20 protein-coding genes are annotated in these 19,472 nt (G+C 64.7%); 9 read left to right on the top strand and 11 right to left on the bottom strand.

Annotated features, from left to right (window positions below):
- The first annotated feature begins 1 nt into the window (after window position 1).
- The 4 genes from E3U47_RS06595 to E3U47_RS06580 all read left to right on the top strand — a co-directional run bounded on the left by E3U47_RS06595 (window position 2) and on the right by E3U47_RS06580 (window position 4,871).
- The gene (locus tag E3U47_RS06595; RefSeq protein ID WP_134690188.1) at window positions 2-1,534 is read left to right on the top strand and encodes an inactive transglutaminase family protein; all 1,533 of its coding nucleotides are present in this window, start codon (window positions 2-4) and stop codon (window positions 1,532-1,534) included.
- On the top strand, window positions 1,534-2,514 hold the full coding sequence (locus tag E3U47_RS06590) for an alpha-L-glutamate ligase-like protein (RefSeq protein ID WP_134690187.1): 981 nt from the start codon (window positions 1,534-1,536) through the stop codon (window positions 2,512-2,514). The genes E3U47_RS06595 and E3U47_RS06590 overlap by 1 nt, the downstream gene beginning before the upstream one ends.
- A gap of 165 nt (window positions 2,515-2,679) precedes the next feature.
- Entirely contained in the window at window positions 2,680-4,023 is a 1,344-nt protein-coding gene (gene pabB / locus E3U47_RS06585) for an aminodeoxychorismate synthase component I (protein WP_134690186.1), read from the top strand.
- 113 nt (window positions 4,024-4,136) lie between these two features.
- Window positions 4,137-4,871 (top strand): phosphoadenylyl-sulfate reductase, encoded by a 735-nt coding sequence (locus E3U47_RS06580; RefSeq protein ID WP_134690185.1) that lies wholly within the window; start codon window positions 4,137-4,139, stop codon window positions 4,869-4,871.
- Between the two features lie 38 nt (window positions 4,872-4,909).
- Here the strand turns inward: E3U47_RS06580 and cysB are convergent, their stop codons facing one another.
- The 3 genes from cysB to E3U47_RS06565 form a co-directional block, all read right to left on the bottom strand.
- The gene (gene cysB, locus E3U47_RS06575; protein ID WP_134690184.1) at window positions 4,910-5,884 is read right to left on the bottom strand and encodes an HTH-type transcriptional regulator CysB; all 975 of its coding nucleotides are present in this window, start codon (window positions 5,882-5,884) and stop codon (window positions 4,910-4,912) included.
- A gap of 126 nt (window positions 5,885-6,010) precedes the next feature.
- Entirely contained in the window at window positions 6,011-6,508 is a 498-nt protein-coding gene (locus tag E3U47_RS06570) for a universal stress protein (RefSeq protein WP_134690183.1), read from the bottom strand.
- 95 nt (window positions 6,509-6,603) lie between these two features.
- A complete protein-coding gene (locus E3U47_RS06565; protein ID WP_134690182.1) occupies window positions 6,604-7,551 on the bottom strand; it encodes a putative 2-dehydropantoate 2-reductase in 948 nt (315 codons plus the stop codon).
- 223 nt (window positions 7,552-7,774) lie between these two features.
- Between E3U47_RS06565 and E3U47_RS06560 the strand changes: the two genes are divergently transcribed.
- A complete protein-coding gene (locus E3U47_RS06560) occupies window positions 7,775-8,851 on the top strand; it encodes a 3-deoxy-7-phosphoheptulonate synthase (protein ID WP_011533136.1) in 1,077 nt (358 codons plus the stop codon).
- A 57-nt stretch (window positions 8,852-8,908) separates the two neighbouring features.
- Here E3U47_RS06560 and E3U47_RS06555 read toward each other — a convergent pair whose 3' ends face one another.
- Window positions 8,909-9,190, bottom strand: coding sequence for a GNAT family N-acetyltransferase (locus tag E3U47_RS06555; RefSeq protein WP_134690181.1), 282 nt, complete (start codon window positions 9,188-9,190; stop codon window positions 8,909-8,911).
- 494 nt (window positions 9,191-9,684) lie between these two features.
- Here E3U47_RS06555 and oprI point away from each other — a divergent pair, with 494 nt between their 5' ends.
- Window positions 9,685-9,936, top strand: coding sequence for an outer membrane lipoprotei OprI (oprI, locus tag E3U47_RS06550; RefSeq protein WP_003259780.1), 252 nt, complete (start codon window positions 9,685-9,687; stop codon window positions 9,934-9,936).
- 127 nt (window positions 9,937-10,063) lie between these two features.
- On the opposite strand, the gene E3U47_RS06545 is transcribed toward oprI, so the two are convergent.
- The 3 genes from E3U47_RS06545 to E3U47_RS06535 form a co-directional block, all read right to left on the bottom strand.
- Complete coding sequence (locus tag E3U47_RS06545) at window positions 10,064-11,038, bottom strand: L,D-transpeptidase family protein (RefSeq protein WP_134690180.1); 975 nt, start codon at window positions 11,036-11,038, stop codon at window positions 10,064-10,066.
- A gap of 106 nt (window positions 11,039-11,144) precedes the next feature.
- Window positions 11,145-11,426, bottom strand: coding sequence for a hypothetical protein (locus E3U47_RS06540; RefSeq protein ID WP_028692618.1), 282 nt, complete (start codon window positions 11,424-11,426; stop codon window positions 11,145-11,147).
- Between the two features lie 58 nt (window positions 11,427-11,484).
- On the bottom strand, window positions 11,485-12,090 hold the full coding sequence (locus E3U47_RS06535) for an arylesterase (protein WP_167659442.1): 606 nt from the start codon (window positions 12,088-12,090) through the stop codon (window positions 11,485-11,487).
- A 10-nt stretch (window positions 12,091-12,100) separates the two neighbouring features.
- Here E3U47_RS06535 and E3U47_RS06530 point away from each other — a divergent pair, with 10 nt between their 5' ends.
- Window positions 12,101-12,784 carry an ABC transporter ATP-binding protein gene (locus tag E3U47_RS06530; protein ID WP_134690178.1) on the top strand — a complete coding sequence of 228 codons (684 nt, stop codon included), beginning with the start codon at window positions 12,101-12,103 and terminating at the stop codon, window positions 12,782-12,784.
- Window positions 12,784-15,291 carry an ABC transporter permease gene (locus E3U47_RS06525; RefSeq protein ID WP_134690177.1) on the top strand — a complete coding sequence of 836 codons (2,508 nt, stop codon included), beginning with the start codon at window positions 12,784-12,786 and terminating at the stop codon, window positions 15,289-15,291. The genes E3U47_RS06530 and E3U47_RS06525 overlap by 1 nt, the downstream gene beginning before the upstream one ends.
- A 125-nt stretch (window positions 15,292-15,416) precedes the next feature.
- Here the strand turns inward: E3U47_RS06525 and greB are convergent, their stop codons facing one another.
- From greB to E3U47_RS06505, 4 genes are all read right to left on the bottom strand, one after another.
- Window positions 15,417-15,899: a transcription elongation factor GreB gene (gene greB / locus E3U47_RS06520; protein WP_134690176.1), complete on the bottom strand. Its 483-nt coding sequence runs from the start codon at window positions 15,897-15,899 to the stop codon at window positions 15,417-15,419.
- Window positions 15,900-15,984: 85 nt separating this feature from the next.
- A complete protein-coding gene (locus tag E3U47_RS06515; RefSeq protein WP_134690175.1) occupies window positions 15,985-16,293 on the bottom strand; it encodes a hypothetical protein in 309 nt (102 codons plus the stop codon).
- 214 nt (window positions 16,294-16,507) lie between these two features.
- On the bottom strand, window positions 16,508-16,942 hold the full coding sequence (locus E3U47_RS06510) for a DoxX family protein (RefSeq protein ID WP_134690174.1): 435 nt from the start codon (window positions 16,940-16,942) through the stop codon (window positions 16,508-16,510).
- A 117-nt stretch (window positions 16,943-17,059) separates the two neighbouring features.
- Window positions 17,060-18,466, bottom strand: a complete 1,407-nt coding sequence (locus tag E3U47_RS06505) for a transglycosylase SLT domain-containing protein (protein ID WP_134690173.1) — start codon at window positions 18,464-18,466, stop codon at window positions 17,060-17,062.
- Window positions 18,467-18,624: 158 nt separating this feature from the next.
- On the opposite strand from E3U47_RS06505, the gene E3U47_RS06500 reads away from it, so the two are divergent.
- Window positions 18,625-19,431, top strand: coding sequence for a TatD family hydrolase (locus E3U47_RS06500; protein ID WP_134690172.1), 807 nt, complete (start codon window positions 18,625-18,627; stop codon window positions 19,429-19,431).
- Window positions 19,432-19,472 lie beyond the last annotated feature (41 nt).

Raw genomic sequence — 19,472 nt, 5'->3', positions numbered from 1 at the left:
GATGCGCTCTCTTACCCTCCACCTGAAAGTCCTGATCACCGTCCTGGTGCTGCTGGGCATCGCGGTCACGGCCTATCAGATCTTCTTCCTCGGCATCCCGGTGACTGAAGACGAAACCGACGACCTGTGGAACATCGACGCCAAGGTCGAGTTCGTCGCCAGCGCCAAGGACCCGGTCAAGGTGCAGATGTTCGTGCCGCCGCTGAACCGTGACTACGTCAGCCTCAACGAGAGCTTCATCTCCAACAACTACGGGGTCAGCGTCAACCGCGCCGACGGCAACCGCAAGGTCACCTGGTCGGCCCGCCGCGCCAGCGGCAACCAGACCCTCTACTACCGCCTGGTGCTGACCAAGCGCTACAGCAGCGAAAAGGCCAAGATCAAGGGCCCGACCTTCCGCGACAGCCTGGCCGTCGAAGGCCCGGAGAAAATCGCCGCCGAGGCGTTGATGGCACCGATCCGCCAGCATTCGGCCGACGTCGAGACCTTCGTCAGCGAAACCATCAAGCGGGTCAACAACCTCAACGACGACAACGCCAAGCTGCTGCTGGCCGGCGACAACTCGCCGATGAAGAAAGCCCAGGTCATCGACCTGCTGCTGTCCATCGCCCACGTGCCGATGGAAAAGGTCCACACCATCCGCCTGGTCGCCGACACCCCGCAAAACCCCGAGCTGTGGCTGCGCAGCTTCAACGGTAACGACTGGCTGTACTTCAACCCGGAGACCGGCGAGCAGGGCCTGCCCAGCGACCGCCTGCTGTGGTGGACCGGCGACGACAACCTGATCAGCGTCGATGGCGGCAAGAAGGCCACCGTCACCTTCAGCATGAACAACAGCGAGATGAATGCCATCCGCCTGGCCAAGCTGACCGACGAGAACACCGACGCCGACTTCCTCGAGTACTCGCTGTACGGCCTGCCGCTGCAGACCCAGCAGACCTTCATGATCATGGTGATGATCCCGATCGGCGTACTGGTGATCCTGGTGCTGCGCAACCTGATCGGTATCCAGACCCTGGGTACCTTCACCCCGGTGCTGATCGCCCTGGCCTTCCGCGAGACGCAACTGGGCTTCGGCATCATCCTGTTCACGGTGATCACCGCGCTCGGCCTGTCGCTGCGCTCGTACCTGGAACACCTCAAGCTGCAGATGCTGCCGCGCCTGTCGGTGGTGCTGACCTTCGTCGTGGTGCTGATCGCCGCCATCAGCTTGTTCAGCCACAAGCTGGGCCTGGAGCGCGGGCTGTCGGTGGCGCTGTTCCCGATGGTGATCCTGACCATGACCATCGAACGCCTGTCGATCACCTGGGAAGAACGTGGTGGCGGCCATGCCATGAAAGTGGCCATCGGCACCCTGTTCGCCGCGTCCATCGCGCACCTGCTGATGACCGTGCCCGAGGCGGTGTACTTCGTCTTCACCTTCCCAGCGGTACTGCTGATCCTGGTGGGCTTCATGCTGGCGATGGGTCGCTACCGCGGCTACCGCCTGACCGAGCTCGTTCGCTTCAAGGCTTTCGTGAAGGCTGACGCCTGATGTTCGGACTGATCAAGACCTGGAAGGCCCTGGAAGCCCGGGGCATCATGGGTATCAACCGGCGCAACGCGGACTACGTGCTGAAGTACAACAAGCGCCATTTGTACCCGATCGTCGACGACAAGATCATCACCAAGGAGCGCGCCCTGGCGGCCGGCATCCATGTGCCGGAGATGTACGGCATCATCGAGACCGAGAAGCAGATCGACAAGCTCGACCAGATCATCGGCGGGCGCAACGACTTCGTCATCAAGCCGGCCCAAGGCGCCGGCGGTGACGGCATCCTGGTCATCGCCGACCGCTTCGAAGATCGCTACCGCACGGTTTCGGGCAAGATCATCAGCCACGAGGAGATCGAGCACCAGATCTCCAGCATCCTTACCGGCCTGTATTCGCTGGGCGGGCACCGCGACCGCGCGCTGATCGAGTACCGGGTCACTCCGGACCAGATCTTCAAGAGCATCAGCTACGAAGGCGTGCCGGACATCCGCATCATCGTGCTGATGGGCTACCCGGTGATGGCCATGCTGCGCCTGCCAACCCGCCAGTCCGGCGGCAAGGCCAACCTGCACCAGGGCGCCATCGGCGTCGGCGTGGACCTGGCCACCGGCCTGACCCTGCGCGGCACCTGGCTGAACAAGATCATCAGCAAGCACCCGGACACCACCAACGCGGTGGACGGCGTGCAACTGCCGAACTGGGACGGCTTCATGAAGCTTGCCGCCAGCTGCTACGAGCTGTGCGGCCTGGGCTACATCGGCGTGGACATGGTGCTGGACCAGGACAAGGGCCCGCTGATCCTCGAGCTGAACGCCCGCCCCGGCCTGAACATCCAGATTGCCAACGACTGCGGGCTCACGCAACGCACCCACGCCATCGAGGCGCACCTGGAGATGCTGGCCAAGGAAGGCCGCAGCGAGGATGCCGAGCAACGCGTGAAGGTCTCGCAGGGCTTGTTCGGGCACGTCAATCCGCTATAGCCCAGGCCCTGCGCAATCCCTGTAGGAGCGGCCTTTCGCGACACAAGGCCGATCCTACAGGGGGATTGCGCAAATCTGGATCGTGAATGTCGTTGCCAGCGCTAGGCGCATTTCCTACACAGGTCTACAATCGCCCTCCTCGCTTGTTCATCGCCGTCCACTCTGATGCCGACCTGTACGCTGCACCCCCTGCCCTACCAGCCCGACCCCGCCTTCTACTTCGAACGCCTGCGCCGCGCGCCCGGCGCGATCCTGCTCGACAGCGCCCGCCCCAGTGCCGAGCGCGGCCGCTATGACCTGCTCAGCGCCTGGCCACTGCAGCAGTTGCAGGCACACCCCGACGAAGACGGTCGCGACTACCTGCAACGCCTGCGCCAGGCACTGGTGGACCTTGGGGCAGCGCAACTGCCCGAGGGCATCGAGCTGCCCTTCGCCGGCGGCCTGATCGGCTACCTGAGCTACGACTTTGGCCGGCGCCTGGAGCAATTGCCGACGCAAGCGGTCGACGACCTCGGCCTGCCCGACGCCCGGCTGGGGCTGTATGCCTGGGCACTGGTGTCCGACCATCGGCTGTGCAGCAGCCAGCTGGTGTTCCACCCGTGCCTGCCTGAGGGCGAGCGGCAACGGCTCATAGCGTTGTTCGAGGCCGCCTCCCTGGGCGGTAGCGGTGACTTCCACCTGCTAGCGCCCATGACCGGCGATCTTCGTCCCGAGCAGTACCGGGCGGCGTTCGACCAGGTGCAGCGCTACATCCAGGCCGGTGACTGCTACCAGATCAACCTCACCCAGCGCTTCCGCGCCCCCTGCCAGGGTGACCCATGGCGCGCCTACCAGGCCCTGCGCGCCGCCTGCCCGACGCCGTTCTCCGGCTACCAGCAGCTGGATGAAGGCACGGCGCTGCTGAGCTTTTCGCCCGAGCGTTTCATCCGTGTCAGCCAGGGCGAGGTCGAGACCCGCCCGATCAAGGGCACCCGCCCACGCGCCGCCGACCCGGCCGAGGACGCCCGCAACGCCGCCGAGCTGCTGGCCAGCCCCAAGGACCGCTCGGAAAACCTGATGATCGTCGACCTGCTGCGCAACGATATCGGCCGTACCTGCCAGACCGGCTCGGTGAAGGTGCCGGAGCTGTTCAGCCTGGAGAGCTACCCCAACGTCCATCACCTGGTCAGTAGCGTGGTCGGCCAGTTGGCCGCCGGCAAGGACGCCCTGGACCTGATCGCCGGCAGCTTCCCCGGCGGCTCGATCACCGGCGCGCCGAAGATCCGCGCCATGCAGATCATCGACGAGCTGGAGCCGGCCCGCAGGGCGCTGTACTGCGGCTCGCTACTGTATGTCGATGTGCGCGGCGAGATGGACAGCTCCATCGCCATTCGCAGCCTGCTGGTCAAGGACGGCCAGGTCAGTTGCTGGGGAGGTGGCGCGGTGGTGGCCGATTCGGATTGGCAGGCCGAATACGAAGAATCGATCGCCAAGGTGCGCGTGCTGATGGAAACACTGCAAGCCTTGTAGAACTCCGTGGAAGCGGGCTTGCCCCGCGAGCGCCAGGCGTCTGCCCCGCCATTTTTTGTTACCATCTGATCACTACGAGCGCACAGCGCCACTCACCCGATGGAAACCGCCTGATGAGCCAACCCTTCGACGTCGCCGCCCTGGCCGCGACCTACGCCAGCAAGTCCCCGCAGGAGATCCTCAAGCTCGCCTTCGAGCACTTCGGCGACGACCTGTGGATTTCCTTCAGTGGCGCCGAGGACGTGGTGCTGGTGGACATGGCCTGGAAGCTTAACAAGCAGGTAAAAGTATTCAGCCTCGATACCGGGCGCCTGCACCCTGAAACCTACCGTTTCATCGACCAGGTGCGTGAGCAGTACAACCTGCCGATCGAGATCCTCAGCCCGGATCGCGACAAGCTCGACCCGTTCGTCAAGGAAAAGGGCCTGTTCAGCTTCTACAAGGACGGCCACGGCGAGTGCTGCGGCATCCGCAAGATCGAGCCGCTGCGCCGCAAGCTGGCCACCGTCAGCGCCTGGGCCACCGGCCAGCGCCGCGACCAGAGCCCCGGCACCCGCAGCCAGGTGGCGACCCTGGAGATCGACAGCGCCTTCTCAACTCCCGAACGCCCCCTGTACAAGTTCAACCCGTTGGCGCAGATGACCAGCGAGGAAGTCTGGGGCTACATCCGCATGCTCGAGCTGCCCTACAACAGCCTGCACGAGCGCGGTTTCATCAGCATTGGTTGCGAGCCGTGCACCCGGCCGGTGTTGCCGAACCAGCATGAGCGCGAAGGACGTTGGTGGTGGGAAGAGTCGACCCAGAAGGAATGCGGGTTGCACGCGGGCAACCTGATCAGCAAGGCTTGAAATAGCAGGGGCCGCAAAGCGGCCCCAACTTTTACAGATCAGTGCACCGGCAGCTCGACACCCTCGAACAGCTCTTCGAGCTCCTGCTTGTTATGGCACTGGATGGCCTTGGCCATCACCTCACGGGTCAGGTGCGGGGCGAACTTCTCGATGAAGTCGCACATGAAGCCACGCAGGAAAGTGCCACGACGAAAGCCGATCTTGGTGATGCTGGCTTCGAACAGCTCACTGGCATCCAGGCACACCAGGTCGCTGTCGAGTTTCGGGTCTACCGCCATCTTGGCCACGATACCCACGCCCAGGCCCAGGCGCACATAGGTCTTGATCACGTCCGCGTCGGCGGCGGTGAACACCACCTTCGGCGTCAGGCCACGGTGGCTGAACGCCTCGTCGAGTTTGGAACGGCCAGTGAAGCCGAATACATAGGTGACGATCGGGTACTCGGCCACTGCCTCCAGGGTCAGCTTCGGCAGCTTGGTCAGCGGATGGCCCTGGGGCACCACCACGCAGCGATTCCACTTGTAGCAAGGCATCATGATCAGGTCACCGAACAGCTCCAGCGCCTCGGTGGCGATGGCGAAATCGACCGTGCCATCGGCGGCCATCTCGGCGATCTGCATCGGCGAGCCCTGATGCATGTGCAGGGCGACTTCCGGGTATTGCTTGATGAAGCTGCTGATCACCGGCGGCAACGCGTAGCGCGCCTGGGTGTGGGTGGTGGCGATCGACAAGGTGCCCTTTTTCTCGTTGGAGAATTCCTGGGCGATCTGCTTGATGCTTTCGACCTTGCGCAGGATCTCGCCGGCAGTATTGATGATGCGCTCGCCGGCCGGGGTGACGCGGGTCAGGTGCTTGCCGCTACGAGCGAACACCTCGACACCCAGCTCGTCCTCGAGCAGGCGAATCTGCTTGCTGATCCCAGGTTGGGAGGTGTACAGGCTCTGCGCCGTCGCGGAAACGTTGAGGTCATGGTGCGCCACTTCCCAGATGTAGCGCAGTTGCTGAAGCTTCATAGATATCCCTCAAAGACGGTAGGTCACCGGCGCGCCGGCAGCGACGAGTTATAACTATATTAGTGGCTAGAGAAATAAATCTAGAACTATTTTGTTACGTCCGCAGGAAAAGCCCTACCGCCAGACTCACACCTTCCTACGCCCAAGATGCTGAGCCAACGGCACCATGTACACCGGCACCGGCGACAGCTGCAGCAGCCGCACCGCCGTGCGACCGATCGGCACGTCCACCCCTGCCCCAGCGCTGTGGCTGCCGAAGATCAGCAGGTCGACCGCCAGGCGTTGGGCCTGCTCGAGGATCACCTGCGCCGGGTCGCCTTGACGCACCCGTACCGCGCGGATCAGCGCCAGGTCGGCGACCTCTCCCAGTTCCTCGCGAAAGTTCTCCAACACCCGCTGCTCGATATTGGCCATGACCGTCGTCACGCCTTCACTGTGCAATGTATCGAGGGTCTGCTCATCGAGGTAGCTCTGCAGCAAGGACTCGGCGAACTGGCCCATGGGCTCCACGGCATGAATCACATACAGCTCCGCGTTGAAGGTCCGCGCCAGGGCCAAGGCGTGCTGCATGACGAAGGGCGCGTAAACACCGAGGTCTGTAGCGAACAGCATGGAACGGATCATTCGACCTCCTCGACTGCCGCTTCGGCAGAGCAAGCTTGAGCTTAGCAGCGCCATGGGCCGTCGCCTGGCCGTCCGGCGCACAGCCGCCGCGGCTTTCAGGCCTGCCGGTTACGCCGGTCGAGAAACGCCAGTGCCTGGTACAACGCCTCCATGCGCGGCAACTCACACCCCGCCGCGCGTGCACGGGCCAAGGGTTCGGCGTAGATCGCCTGCAGCTCCAGTGGCCGCTGCAAGGCATGGTCGTGGTACATGCTCGGCCAGTAGTCCGGCATCTTCTCGGTGACGCGGAACAGGTGCTCGGCGTAACCCGCCGGCAGCTCACGGCCACAGGCCTTGGCGCCCGCCACCACTTCGGCCATCAACGCCTGGATCAGCGCACGGCTGTCGGCATCTCCCATCAAAGGTGTGGTGCTGGCCTGCAGCAGCACCGAAAGGCCGTTGTAGGGCACGTTCCACACCAGCTTCTGCCAGCGCGCCTGGTCGAGATTGGCCATCGCCTGGGAGTCGATGCCAGCGGCGCGGAACAACCCGGCCCCCTCCTCGACCAGCGCCGCGCCGCCGTCCTCGGCCGGGCCGCTGTGATAACCGAGGTTGACTGTGCCCAAGGCTTGGTGGCGGATCATCCCGGGGCCTTCGCGGTTGACACAGATGAAGCACAAGCCGCCCAGCAGGTGCAGCCCCCTTGGCAGCGCCGGGCGCAACTGCTCCTCGACCCCCAGGCCGTTCTGCAATAGCACCACCCGCGCTTGCGGCGCGGCCGCCTGCACGATCAACGGCGCCAGCTCGGCATTGCTGGTGGCCTTGGCGCCGACCAGCAACCAGTCGCAAGGCGGCATGTCGGCGGCGCTGGCATAGGCCTGCACCCGCCGATGCACATGACCATGCACCGCACTGTCGAGGCTCAGGCCCTGCTCACGGACCACGCCGTACTCGCCACGCAACAGGAAATGCACGTCGAAGCCGGCTCGGGCCAGCATCAGTCCATAGAAGCCACCAATGGCGCCGCTGCCGATAATGCCGATGCGAGGTGTGCCTGGGTACATGCCATACTCCTGCCGTGAGCTGTTGTTATCTGGCGGTTTTTTAGCACGCCCATCGGCGAGCCCGCGACCCTGGCAGGCAAAAACCCCGTGTCGACGTGCCCAAGCCCATTGTCGCGCCCCCCGCTAACGCGCTAAGGTTCGGCCCTCCCCGCTGCGAACATTCTGCTGCTGGGCCGCACGGGGATTGCTGGCGGCCGGCACCCGTGACCTGACGAGTAACACGATGGCTGATTTACCGATCGATGACCTTAACGTTGCCTCCAACGAGACTTTGATCACCCCTGATCAGCTCAAGAAGGAAATCCCCCTCAGCGCCAAGGCCCTGCAGACCGTGACTGCCGGCCGCGAAGTGGTGCGCAACATTCTCGACGGCAAGGATCACCGCCTGTTCGTGGTGGTCGGCCCCTGCTCGATCCACGACATCAAGGCTGCCCACGAGTACGCCGAGCGCCTGAAGGTGTTGGCCGAGGAGGTTTCCGACACCCTGTACCTGGTCATGCGCGTGTATTTCGAGAAGCCGCGTACCACTGTCGGCTGGAAAGGCCTGATCAACGACCCGTACCTGGATGACTCGTTCAAGATCCAGGATGGCCTGCACATCGGCCGCCAGTTGCTGCTGGACCTGGCCGAGAAAGGCCTGCCCACCGCCACGGAGGCCCTCGACCCGATCTCCCCGCAGTACCTGCAGGACCTGATCAGCTGGTCGGCCATTGGCGCGCGCACCACCGAATCGCAGACCCACCGCGAGATGGCCTCGGGCCTGTCCTCGGCGGTCGGTTTCAAGAACGGCACCGACGGCGGCCTGACCGTGGCGATCAACGCCCTGCAGTCGGTGTCCAAGCCGCACCGCTTCCTCGGCATCAACCAGGAAGGCGGCGTGTCGATCGTCACCACCAAGGGCAACGCCTACGGCCACGTGGTACTGCGCGGCGGCAACGGCAAGCCCAACTATGACTCGGTCAGCGTCGCCCTGTGCGAACAGGACCTGGCCAAGGCCAAGATCAAGCCCAACATCATGGTCGACTGCAGCCACGCCAACTCCAACAAGGACCCGGCCCTGCAGCCGCTGGTCATGGAGAACGTGGCCAACCAGATCCTCGAAGGCAACCAGTCGATCATCGGCCTGATGGTCGAAAGCCACCTGAACTGGGGCTGCCAGGCCATTCCGAAGAACCTCGACGAACTGCAGTACGGGGTCTCGGTGACCGACGCCTGCATCGACTGGGCGGCTACCGAAAAAACCCTGCGCAGCATGCACGCCAAACTCAAGGACGTGCTGCCCAAGCGCCAACGTGGCTGACACTTGCGCAAACGAAAACGCCGGGCATTGCCCGGCGTTTTCATGTGCGCGGCCCGTTCAGGCCTTGCTCGAGTGGCGCTGCTGGCGCTCCATGTAGCGCTCCACATAGGAACACGACGGAATCACCGTGTAGCCCATCTGGTCAGCGTACTCCAGAGCCTTCTCGGTCAGTGCGGCAGCGATCCCGCGGCCACGCAGGGCGTTGGGCACGAAGGTGCGGTAGATGTCCAGCGTCTGCTTGCCCAGATCCATGTACGTCAGGTAAGCCCGGTGACCGTCCACGGTGGTCTCGAACTGATGACCGGCCTGGTCATGGTGGATGGTCAGCGTGTCGCTCATCACTACTCCTCGCAGGTCTTCTCGACAGACCCTTGCCCTGTGGTTACTCGGCGCAGCAGCCTCCACGCCACCCTAGCCCCTTGGACAGCAGCCCGACCTCTATCGTTCTGCCACCCTGCGGCACCTCCAAATAGTAGGCGCCACTGGCGTGATTGCTCAAGCAACCTGGGTGAAAAAGCCGCGATGGCGGTTTACCGACCCCGCCTCGGCCTTGCAAGAGCTGCTGAATGTTCTTTGGTCTAAGACGCTGAACGACCAATAAAGTCACCCTTAGTTCAACAAAAAGTTCCCGTACTACAGAAGCTTGCGCGCCCTGCCGGTTTTTTCACACTTTCTTTACAAACCCCGTCGCCGCCCCCGTCTTGCAGCATTTTTTTTGCAGTTCTTGCGCTCAGTCAGTTTACTTACTACAAGTAATGGGTACTATGTACGCCGGCCAGTTTCTCTTTTCCGAGAGATGGCTCTTTAATAGAAAGTCCTTGAAGGGGAACACGATGAACAACGTTCTGAAATTCTCTGCTCTGGCTCTGGCCGCAGTTCTGGCTACCGGTTGCAGCAGCGTATCCAAAGAAACCGAAGCTCGCCTGACTGCTACCGAAGACGCAGCAGCTCGCGCCCAGGCCCGTGCAGACGAAGCCTACCGCAAAGCTGACGACGCTCTGGCAGCTGCTCAGAAGGCTCAGCAGACCGCTGACGAAGCCAACGAGCGTGCTCTGCGTATGCTGGACAAAGCCAGCCGCAAGTAATAATCCTCACGGATTGTTATGGAGCCGACCCACTTGTGGGTCGGCTTTTTTATTGCCCGCGCAAAGGCCGGTCCGTACAAACGAAAAGGCCCGCGCTGAGGCGGGCCTTGGACAAGTAGCGAATCGCTTACTGCAGTTCGGGCGGAATGCTCGACACCATCGGCGCACTGCCCCCCGCCACCGGCACGGCGATTTCCACCGGCATGCCATCTTCGGCGGCAACTACATCGCGCACCATGTCCCAGTTCATACGCAAGTTGTTGGCCAGGTCTTCACGCTTGAGCAAGGCATTGATCACCGCGGTGTGCTTGTCGACCACCGACGGGTTGCCATGGTCGTCCAGCGGCGTATGCGCCTCGAGGTATACCTTGCCACCACTGATACCGAACTTGTAAGGCTCGTTGATGATGCGCACGGGTGTACCGACCGGCACCATCTTCGACAGTTCCAGCACGTTGTTATTGAGCATGCGGAAGCAGCCGTGACTGGTGCGCATGCCGATGCCGAACTTCTTGTTGGAACCGTGAATCAGGTAGCCCGGCACGCCCAGGGTGAACTTGAACGGCCCCAGCGGGTTGTCCGGGCCGGCCGGCACCACGCTCGGCAGGATGTCGCCGTCGGCGGCATGCTCGGCGCGGATCGAGGCTGGCGGGGTCCAAGTCGGGTTCGGCGTCTTGGCGGTGATCTTGGTGTTGGCGATCGGCGAACCCCAGCCTTCACGGCCAATTCCCAGCGGGAAGGTGTACACCACGCCCTGGCCTTTCGGGTAGTAGTACAGGCGGTACTCGGCCAGGTTGATGACCACGCCGTCGCGCGGCCCTGGCGGCAGGATGTAGCGGGTCGGCAGGATGATCTCGGTGCCGGCGCCCGGCAACCAGGGATCGACCCCCGGGTTGGCGGCGATCATCTCGAGGTAGCCGAGGTCGTTGGCGGTGCCGATGTCGGCAAAGGTGTCTTCGTACTTGGCCTTGATCACCTGGACCTGGCCGACCACGTCCTCACCGGGTGGCGGCAACGGCAGTTCCAGCGCAACAGCGGGGCCGGCGGCCAACAGGGCGGCCAGCGAGAGGCTACGGGTGAAGGCAGGAAAGCGCGGCAACATCCGGTAAATCCTTCGAAAGGTCAGTCAAGGGAATCGATTGTACACCCGCGCCGATACAAGCGGGAGGCATCGGCCAGCGGCAAGCGTTTCAGATGATGAAAGGCACTCAGAGTTCCGGCCACACCGGACGCATGCCACGACGCTGGGCATCGAGAATCGCCCGACACAGCGGGCACAGGCGCTCGTCGCGGTAGATCGCCCGCTCCACCCCAGACCAGCGCGGCTGCGCCGGCAGCAGGCCGCCGCACAGGGTGCGATCGACGGGCACGCCCAGTTCGAGTTGGCGGGCGGCAAGATGAATGCGAACTTCCTGGCAGGCAAACAGGTCGAGCTGCTCATCGGGCTCGATCAATTGATAGGCATACAGGGACCAGGCGGGGCGCGGCATCGGGGGCACTCGAAACGGGGGGCGCAACATTAGCCGAAAGCAGCCCCCGATAAAAGCGTCACAGCAAGGGTTTTATCGCCGGCCAGGCATTTTCCAGCAGCCGTTGCTGGGCGCTGGCCGCCGGATGGATGCCATCGGCCTGCATCAACGTCGGTACTCCACCTACGCCTTCGAGGAAGAACGGCACCAGCGGCACCTGCTTATCGACCGCCAACTGTTCATAGACCCGGGCGAACGCCGTGGTGTAGCGCGCGCCGTAATTGGGTGGCAAGCGCATGCCCAGCAGCAGCACCTTGGCCCCGGCCTGTCGGGACTGGTCGATCATCGCGGCAAGATTCTGTTGCAATTGTTGTGGCGGCTGCCCACGCAGACCATCGTTGCCGCCAAGCTCCAGCACCACCAGGTCCGGTTTGTGCGCCGCAAGCAGCGCCGGCAGCCGCGCCTGGCCGCCTGCGCTGGTGTCGCCACTGATCGAGGCATTGACCACCTGGTCGTCGAAACCCTCCTTTTTCAACTGCTGCTGCAACAGGCTGACCCAACCCTGGCGGGTATCCAGGCCAAAACCGGCGCTGATACTATCGCCGACGACCAGCAATGTTCCCGCCGCCGCGCCCTGGGCCAGGCAACACAGGGCCAGGCCGGCACTCAACCACCACATTCGCATCGGATTCTCCATGGGCCCCAGCATTCTCGTTGCGCAGAACCTTAGCAAAGTGGTCCCCAGCGCGGAAGGCGACCTGACCATCCTCCACGCCCTGTCGCTCGACCTGGCCCAGGGCGACAGCCTGGCCATCGTCGGCGCCTCCGGCTCCGGCAAGTCGACCCTGCTCGGCCTGCTCGCCGGCCTCGACCGCCCCAGCGCCGGCCAGGTGCTGCTGGCCGGCCATGACCTTGGCCCGCTGGATGAAGACCAACGCGCGCGGGTGCGCGCCGAGCATGTCGGTTTCGTGTTCCAGTCGTTCCAGTTGCTCGACAGCCTCAATGCCCTGGAGAACGTCATGCTGCCGCTGGAACTGGACGGCCGCCGCGATGCCCGCGAGCACGCCCGCGACCTGCTCGAGCGGGTCGGCCTGGGCAAGCGCCTGAGCCATACGCCACGCCAGCTTTCCGGCGGCGAGCAGCAACGCGTGGCGATTGCCCGGGCGTTCGCCGCGCAACCGGCAGTGCTGTTCGCCGACGAGCCCACCGGCAACCTCGACAGCCACACCGGCGAGCGCATCAGCGACCTCTTGTTCGAACTCAACCAGGAGCGCGGCACCACCCTGGTGCTGGTGACCCACGATGAACGCCTGGCCAAGCGCTGCCGGCGCCAGATCCGCCTGGATGCCGGCCGCCTGGTGGCGCCGCTGGAGCCCTGATGACCCGCCTATCCTTCTGGGGCCTGTGTGCCCTGTCGCTGCGCCAGTTGCTGCGCGATGCCCGTGCCAGCGAGGTGCGCGTGCTGTTCTTCGCCTTGCTGGTGGCGGTGGCGGCCAGCACTGCCATCGGCTACTTCGGCGCCCGCCTCAATGGCGCCATGCAGTTGCGCGCCAGCGAATTCCTCGGCGCCGACCTGGTGCTGCAAGGCAGCGCTCCGGCCAGCGAACAGCAGGTCGCCAGCGGCACGGCCCTGGGCCTGCGCCATGCGCGAGTGGTCGAGTTCACCAGCGTGGTCGGCGGCGACGGCGGTATCCAGCTGTCGAGCATCAAGGCCGCCGACTCGGCCTACCCACTGCGCGGGCAACTGCGCAGTGCGACGGCGCCTTATGGCGAGGAACGCCCCGGCGGCGGTCCGGCCCCTGGCGAAGCCTGGGTCGAGCCCCGCCTGCTGGCGGCGCTGGGCCTGAGCATCGGTGACAGCATCGAGGTCGGGATGAAAACCCTGCGCATGAGCCGGGTGCTCACCTACGAGCCGGACCGCGCCGGCAACTTCTACAGCCTGACGCCCCGGGTGCTGATGAATCTCACCGACCTGCAGGCCACGGGGGTCATCCAGCCCGGCAGCCGGGTCAGCTACCGCGACTTGTGGCGCGGCGATATCGACGCCTTGGCCCAGTACCGGCAAAGCACGCAAAACACCCTGGCCGCCAACCAGCGCCTGCTCGATACCCGTGACGGCAACCGCCAGATTGGCGGCGCCCTGGGCAAGGCCGAGCGCTACCTGAACATGGCCAGCCTGGTGGCCGTGCTGCTGGCGGGGGTCGCCGTGGCCCTGTCGGCCAGCCGCTATGCCGCCCGCCGCCTGGACGCCAGCGCATTGCTACGTTGTTTGGGGCTGTCCCGTCACCAGGCCCTGGGCCTGTACAGCCTGCAACTGGCCATGCTGGGCATGGTGGCGGCCCTGGCGGGCGCCCTGCTCGGCTGGCTGGCACAGCTGGGCTTGTTCCAGCTGCTTGCCGGCCTGCTCCCCAGCCAGGTGCCGCCGGGCAGCCTCGCCCCGGCACTGGCCGGTATTGGTACCGGCTTGGTGGCACTGGCCGGCTTCGCCTTGCCACCGCTGGCCGCCTTGGGCCGGGTGCCGCCGCTGCGGGTGCTGCGCCGCGACCTGCTGCCGCCGCCACCCAGCAGCTGGTTGGTGTATGGCGCCGCCCTGCTCGCCCTGGGCCTGATCATGTGGCGACTGAGCCTGGACCTGCTGCTGACTTTCGCCCTGCTCGGTGGTGGCCTGCTCGCCGCGCTGCTGCTCGGCGGCCTGTTGCTGCTTGGCTTGCGCAGCCTGCGCCGCTTGCTCGCCGGCGCGCCATTAGCCTGGCGCCTGGGCTTGGGGCAGTTGCTGCGTCACCCCCTGGCCGCCGCAGGTCAGGCCCTGGCCTTCGGCCTGATTCTCCTGGCCATGGGCCTGGTCGCCCTGCTGCGCGCCGAGTTGCTCGACACCTGGCAGGCGCAGCTACCCAAGGACGCGCCCAACCACTTCGCGCTGAATATCCTGGCCGACGATCGCCAGCCGTTCGCCGAACGCCTGGCGCGCATCAACGCAACCTCGGCACCGCTGTACCCGGTGATCCCCGGCCGCCTCACCCATATCAACGAGCAGCCGGTGCGCCAGCTGGTCAGCAAGGAATCGACCGGTGAACGCGCCGTGCAGCGCGACCTCAGCCTGACCTGGGCTGCCGAGCTGCCCCAGGGCAATGTCTTGAGCGCGGGCGACTGGTGGCAACAGGCACCCACTGCCGACGGCATGCCCGGCGTATCGGTGGAGGCCGAGCTGGCCCAGAGCCTGAAACTGCAGTTGGGTGACCTGCTGACCTTCGACATCGGCGGCCAGCAGCGCCAGGCGCGGGTCAGCAGCCTGCGCACGGTGCACTGGGACAGCTTCCAGCCAAACTTCTACATGATCTTCCAGCCCGGCACCCTGCAGGGGCTACCCGCCACCTACCTGACCAGTTTCTACCTGGCGCCGGGCCACGACCAGGAAGTGGTGGCGCTGTCGCGGGCCTTCCCGGCGGTGACCATCTTGCAGGTGGATGCCTTGCTCGGGCAGTTGCGCAGCATCCTCGCCCAGGTGACGCTGGCGGTGGAATACGTGCTGCTGTTCGTGCTGGCGGCCGGGATGGCGGTGCTGTTCGCCGGCCTGCAGGCGACGCTCGACGAACGCATTCGCCAGGGCGCCCTGCTGCGTGCGCTAGGGGCGGCACGGCCGCTGTTGGTCAAGGCGCGGCGCATCGAGTTCGGCCTGCTGGGCGCAGTGAGCGGATTGCTGGCGGCGCTGGGCTGCGAGCTGATCACCTGGGCGTTATACCGCTATGCGTTCGACCTGCACTGGGCGCCACATCCGTGGTTGCTGATGTTGCCAGTGGCCGGCGCGGCACTGGTCGGTGGGGCTGGGGTGCTGGGGACGCGGCGGGCCCTGAATGCCAGCCCGTTGTCGGTGTTGCGCGAAGGTTGAGGCAAGCCCACACAACACTGGAGGCCCGCCTCGACGTGTAGGAGCCAGCATTGCTGACGAATCAGGCGTGGCCGGTGCCTGGCACCAGCCACGCCGATGTGGGAGCAGGTGTACCCACGATGACATCAGCCCGCCTTGGGCTCGTAGGAAATGCTGTTGACATACCAGGTGGCCTCGCCTGTAGGCGTGTGCACCACCACCTCGTCGCCCTCCACCTTTTTCAGCAGCGCCCGGGCCATGGGCGAATCGATGGAAATATAGTCGTTGCGCCCGTGGATCTCGTCGTAACCGACGATGCGAAACGTCAACTGCTCGCCGTCGTCGTTCTCGATCTCTACCCAGGCGCCGAAGAACACCTTGCCTTCCTGCTGCGGCGAATACTCGACCACCTTGACGTCTTCCAGGCGCTTGCGCAGGTAGCGCACACGACGGTCGATCTCGCGCAGCAGCTTCTTGTTGTACTGGTAGTCGGCATTCTCGCTGCGATCACCCAGCGAGGCCGCCCAAGTGACTTTCTGGGTGATCTCCGGGCGATAGACCCGCCACAGATGGTCAAGCTCCTGCTTCAGGGCCAGGTGACCTGCCGTGGTGATGATATTGGTGCTCAACGCCTGTCTCCTCAGTGCCTCGATGGGCGCCGAACGCCCTGCGAATGACCGAGCTTAACGAAAAACGATCTGCCGCGACACGGGCTCAACGCCGGGTGATCAGACCCTGACGGGCGATGCGAGTCAGTTGGCCGATGACTTCGGCGGCATCCTCGGCCTCGGGGGCCTGGATCACGGCGAGGTCGAAACGGTCGTTGGCGTACTGGCCGAGCCGTTCACAGCCATCGGCGAACTGGATCAGGAAGGCACAGGCCTGACCCTTGCGTCGGGAGAAGCCGTCGAGGTTGCGCAAAAGCGTGGGTTGATGCTGGCCGCCGAGCAGAATGCGCGGGGTTCGGGAAGCCTGGTTCTTGGCCAGGGGGGTCAAGCAGACACTGGTACGTGGGCAACTCATGGAGTCTCTCTCCGCCTCGCTGATCCCGCTGGGCAGCGGTGGGAGGCGTCACCGAACCAGCGCTTTAGCGGTATTTCGGAGAGTGCCGCGAGAGGGGCTTCTCCTGCGCCCCGCAAGTAGCTGTTTAAATCGGCGCAGTCGGTATGCTAGAGCAGATTAGCCGCAAGCTGCAAGCCCCAAGCTGAAAGCGAGTGGCTTGCAGCTTGCAGCCCTGTCAGCGGGCAATCAGGCGGTCGAGAGAGAAGCGACCGGCACCTTCGATCAGCACCGCGACACTACCGGCCAGCAGCGCCAGGGCGAACTCGTAGCCATTGTTGGACATGAACAGCCCGTTGTTGATGTGCACCGAGAAGATCGCCACCACCAGGGTCACCGCCAGCGCCAGCGCCGCCGGGCGAGCCAGCAGGCCGATCACCAGGGCCAGGCCGCCGAAGAACTCGGCGCTGCCGGACAGCAAGGCCATCAGGTAGCCCGGCGCCAGGCCGATGCTTTCCATCCACTGGCCGGTGCCTTCCAGGCCATAGCCACCGAACAGGCCGAACAGTTTTTGCGCGCCGTGGGCCATGAAGATGACGCCGACCAGGATGCGTACGACGCTCAGGCCATAACCGGCGCGGGTGGCGAACAGGGCTTTGAGGGAGTTGTTCATGATCTTTTGCTTCCTTGGGTGTGAGCAGGTGTGTGTTGGATGAGCGCCATCTTAATCAATTTATCGAATAATAAAATCGCAATTATTCCGTCAAACAAATCGATAAATTAGATTAAATCAGCGCTTGGCCACCCGCTCCAGAGAAGCCCGCTCGCGGTTGAACGCGAGGTAGTACTTGTTGACGCTATTGACGAAGTTCACCGGCCCCATGCCCACCTGTTCCATGGCGACGCGCTCGGTCTGGAAGAACCACTGGTTGCCGTTGAGCCCACGGCGACGGGCCTCGGCGCGCATGGCCTGGACCCGCTCGGGGCCGAGGTTGTAGGCCGCCAGGATGAACGCCATGCGTTCGCGCTCGTTGAGCTGCGGGCTGGCGAAGAACTTACGGCGCAGCATCGCCAGGTAGCGGGCGCTGGCCTGGACATTGCCATCGACCGTGGCGGTATTGCTCACCCCGACCCGCTGCGCCGCCGACGGGGTGATCTGCATCAGGCCATGGGCGCCGCCGCTGCCGCGCGCCTTGGGATCGAGGGTGGATTCCTTGAACGCCAGCGCCGCCAGGTTCAACCAGTCGAACTGCTGGTCGCCGCCATGCTTTTGCAGCACCGGGCGCAGCGATTCGAGGCGCTGGCGATCCTTGCGCGCCAGAGGATTGTGCACTCGGTACTGGCGTCGGTAGATGCGCTCGAAGGCGGCGTCCTGGTTGTCAGGCGCGCGGTACCCGGCGAGGAAGCGGTCCACCGCGGCCTGGAACATTGGCGCATCCTTGCGCACATACCAGCGCATGGCATCGGGCCGAGCCAGTTGCAGCTTGCTGTCCACCCGCAGCTTCGGCATCACCCGTGCCCAGCGCTGGGCGATCGGCCGCTCGACCACGGTCAACGGATAGATGCCGGCCTGGACCATCTCCAGTACATCCTCCACCGCCAGCGTCGGATCGACCCACTCGACCCTGATCGGCGCACGCTTGCGCAATGCCAACTGCTGGTTGATCACCTGAATCGCCGGCCCCGCGGCGCTGGCACTGGTCAGGGCGATGGTGCGCCCGGACAGTTGCTCGACCCGGCTGTAGCTACGTTCACCCTTGCGTCCTACCAACTGCAACGGCACCTGATCGACCACCGGCGCGCTGGCGTCGACACCGCGCACCACGCTGGGGTCCAGCAGCTCGCCGGGCGCGGCGAGGTCGCCCTCGCCACGCTGCAAAGCGCCGAGCAATTGCTCCTTGGCCCGCGGAATGATCTTCAAGTAGATCTCCTGACCATCGGCGACCCGGGCGTTGAGGTAGTGCTCCAGGGCACGCAAGCGGTAGTACTCGACGCCCACGGGCTCGCCCTTGACCTCGCCGGAGCTGTTGCGGCTCTGGTTGACCAGCACCCGCAGCACCTTGCTGGCGCGGATCTGCGCCAGGTCGCGGGCATTGCTGGCTGCAACATGCTGTTGCGGCCCGGCCTCGCCAGCATGGGCCGGCGCGGCCAACGCCAGGCCGGACAACATCAGGATCGTCAGCAGGGTTCGCAGCATCGAGGAAGGCGTCCGAGGGCGGTTGGCAGGCACCATGTGCAATGATCGATCCGTGACAAATGACGGCAAAAGACCACGGCAAACGTTTGAAGTTCTTGGGTTTTTCGCGATTTCCCAGTTTTTGCTATGCTGGCCGCCCCGCGGCCCGAGGTAGCACCATGCAACTGATCGATATCGGCGTCAACCTGACCAACAGCAGTTTCCACGGCCAGCAAGCGGCCGTCGTCGAGCGCGCCGTGCAGGCCGGCGTGGCGCAGATGGTCCTCACCGGCACCAGCCTGGATGTCAGCGCCGAGGCCCTGGAAGTGTGCCAGCGCCTGGACGAACCCGGCCTGCGTCTGTTCAGCACCGCCGGCGTACACCCCCACGACGCCAGCCACTGGAGCGCCGACAGCGAACGCCAGCTACGCGACTTGCTCAACCAGCCCCGAGTCAAGGCCGTGGGCGAATGTGGGCTGGACTTCAACCGCGACTTCTCGCCCCGCCCCCTGCAGGAAAAGGCCCTGGAGGCGCAATTGGCATTGGCCGCCGAACTGGGCCTGCCAGTGTTTCTCCACGAACGCGAGGCCAGCGAACGCCTGCTGGCGATCCTCAAGGCCTACCGCGACCAGTTGCCTGCCGCCGTGGTGCATTGCTTCACTGGCGAGCGCCAGGCGCTATTCGCCTACCTCGACCTGGACCTGCACATCGGCATCACCGGCTGGATCTGCGACGAGCGCCGCGGCACCCACTTGCACCCGCTGGTCGGCAACATTCCCGAAGGCCGCCTGATGCTCGAAAGCGACGCCCCCTACCTGCTGCCACGCAGTCTGCGCCCCAAGCCCAAAAATGGCCGCAACGAACCGGCCTTCCTCCCGGAGGTGCTGCGCGAGGTGGCCCTGCACCGTGGCGAGACGCCGGCGCGCACCGCCGACCACACCAGCGCCTGCGCCCGCGCGTTCTTCGGTCTGCCTGACGTTTCTTGACACATATCAAGGCACTCCCTGGCCCAGGCAGGCACAATGAT

It is taken from the genome of Pseudomonas sp. RIT623 (assembly GCF_004519305.1).
In the GTDB taxonomy this organism is placed as follows: Bacteria; Pseudomonadota; Gammaproteobacteria; order Pseudomonadales; family Pseudomonadaceae; genus Aquipseudomonas.
Note: the sequence above shows the minus strand (reverse complement) of the source record. Positions and strands in the feature narration are given on the sequence as shown.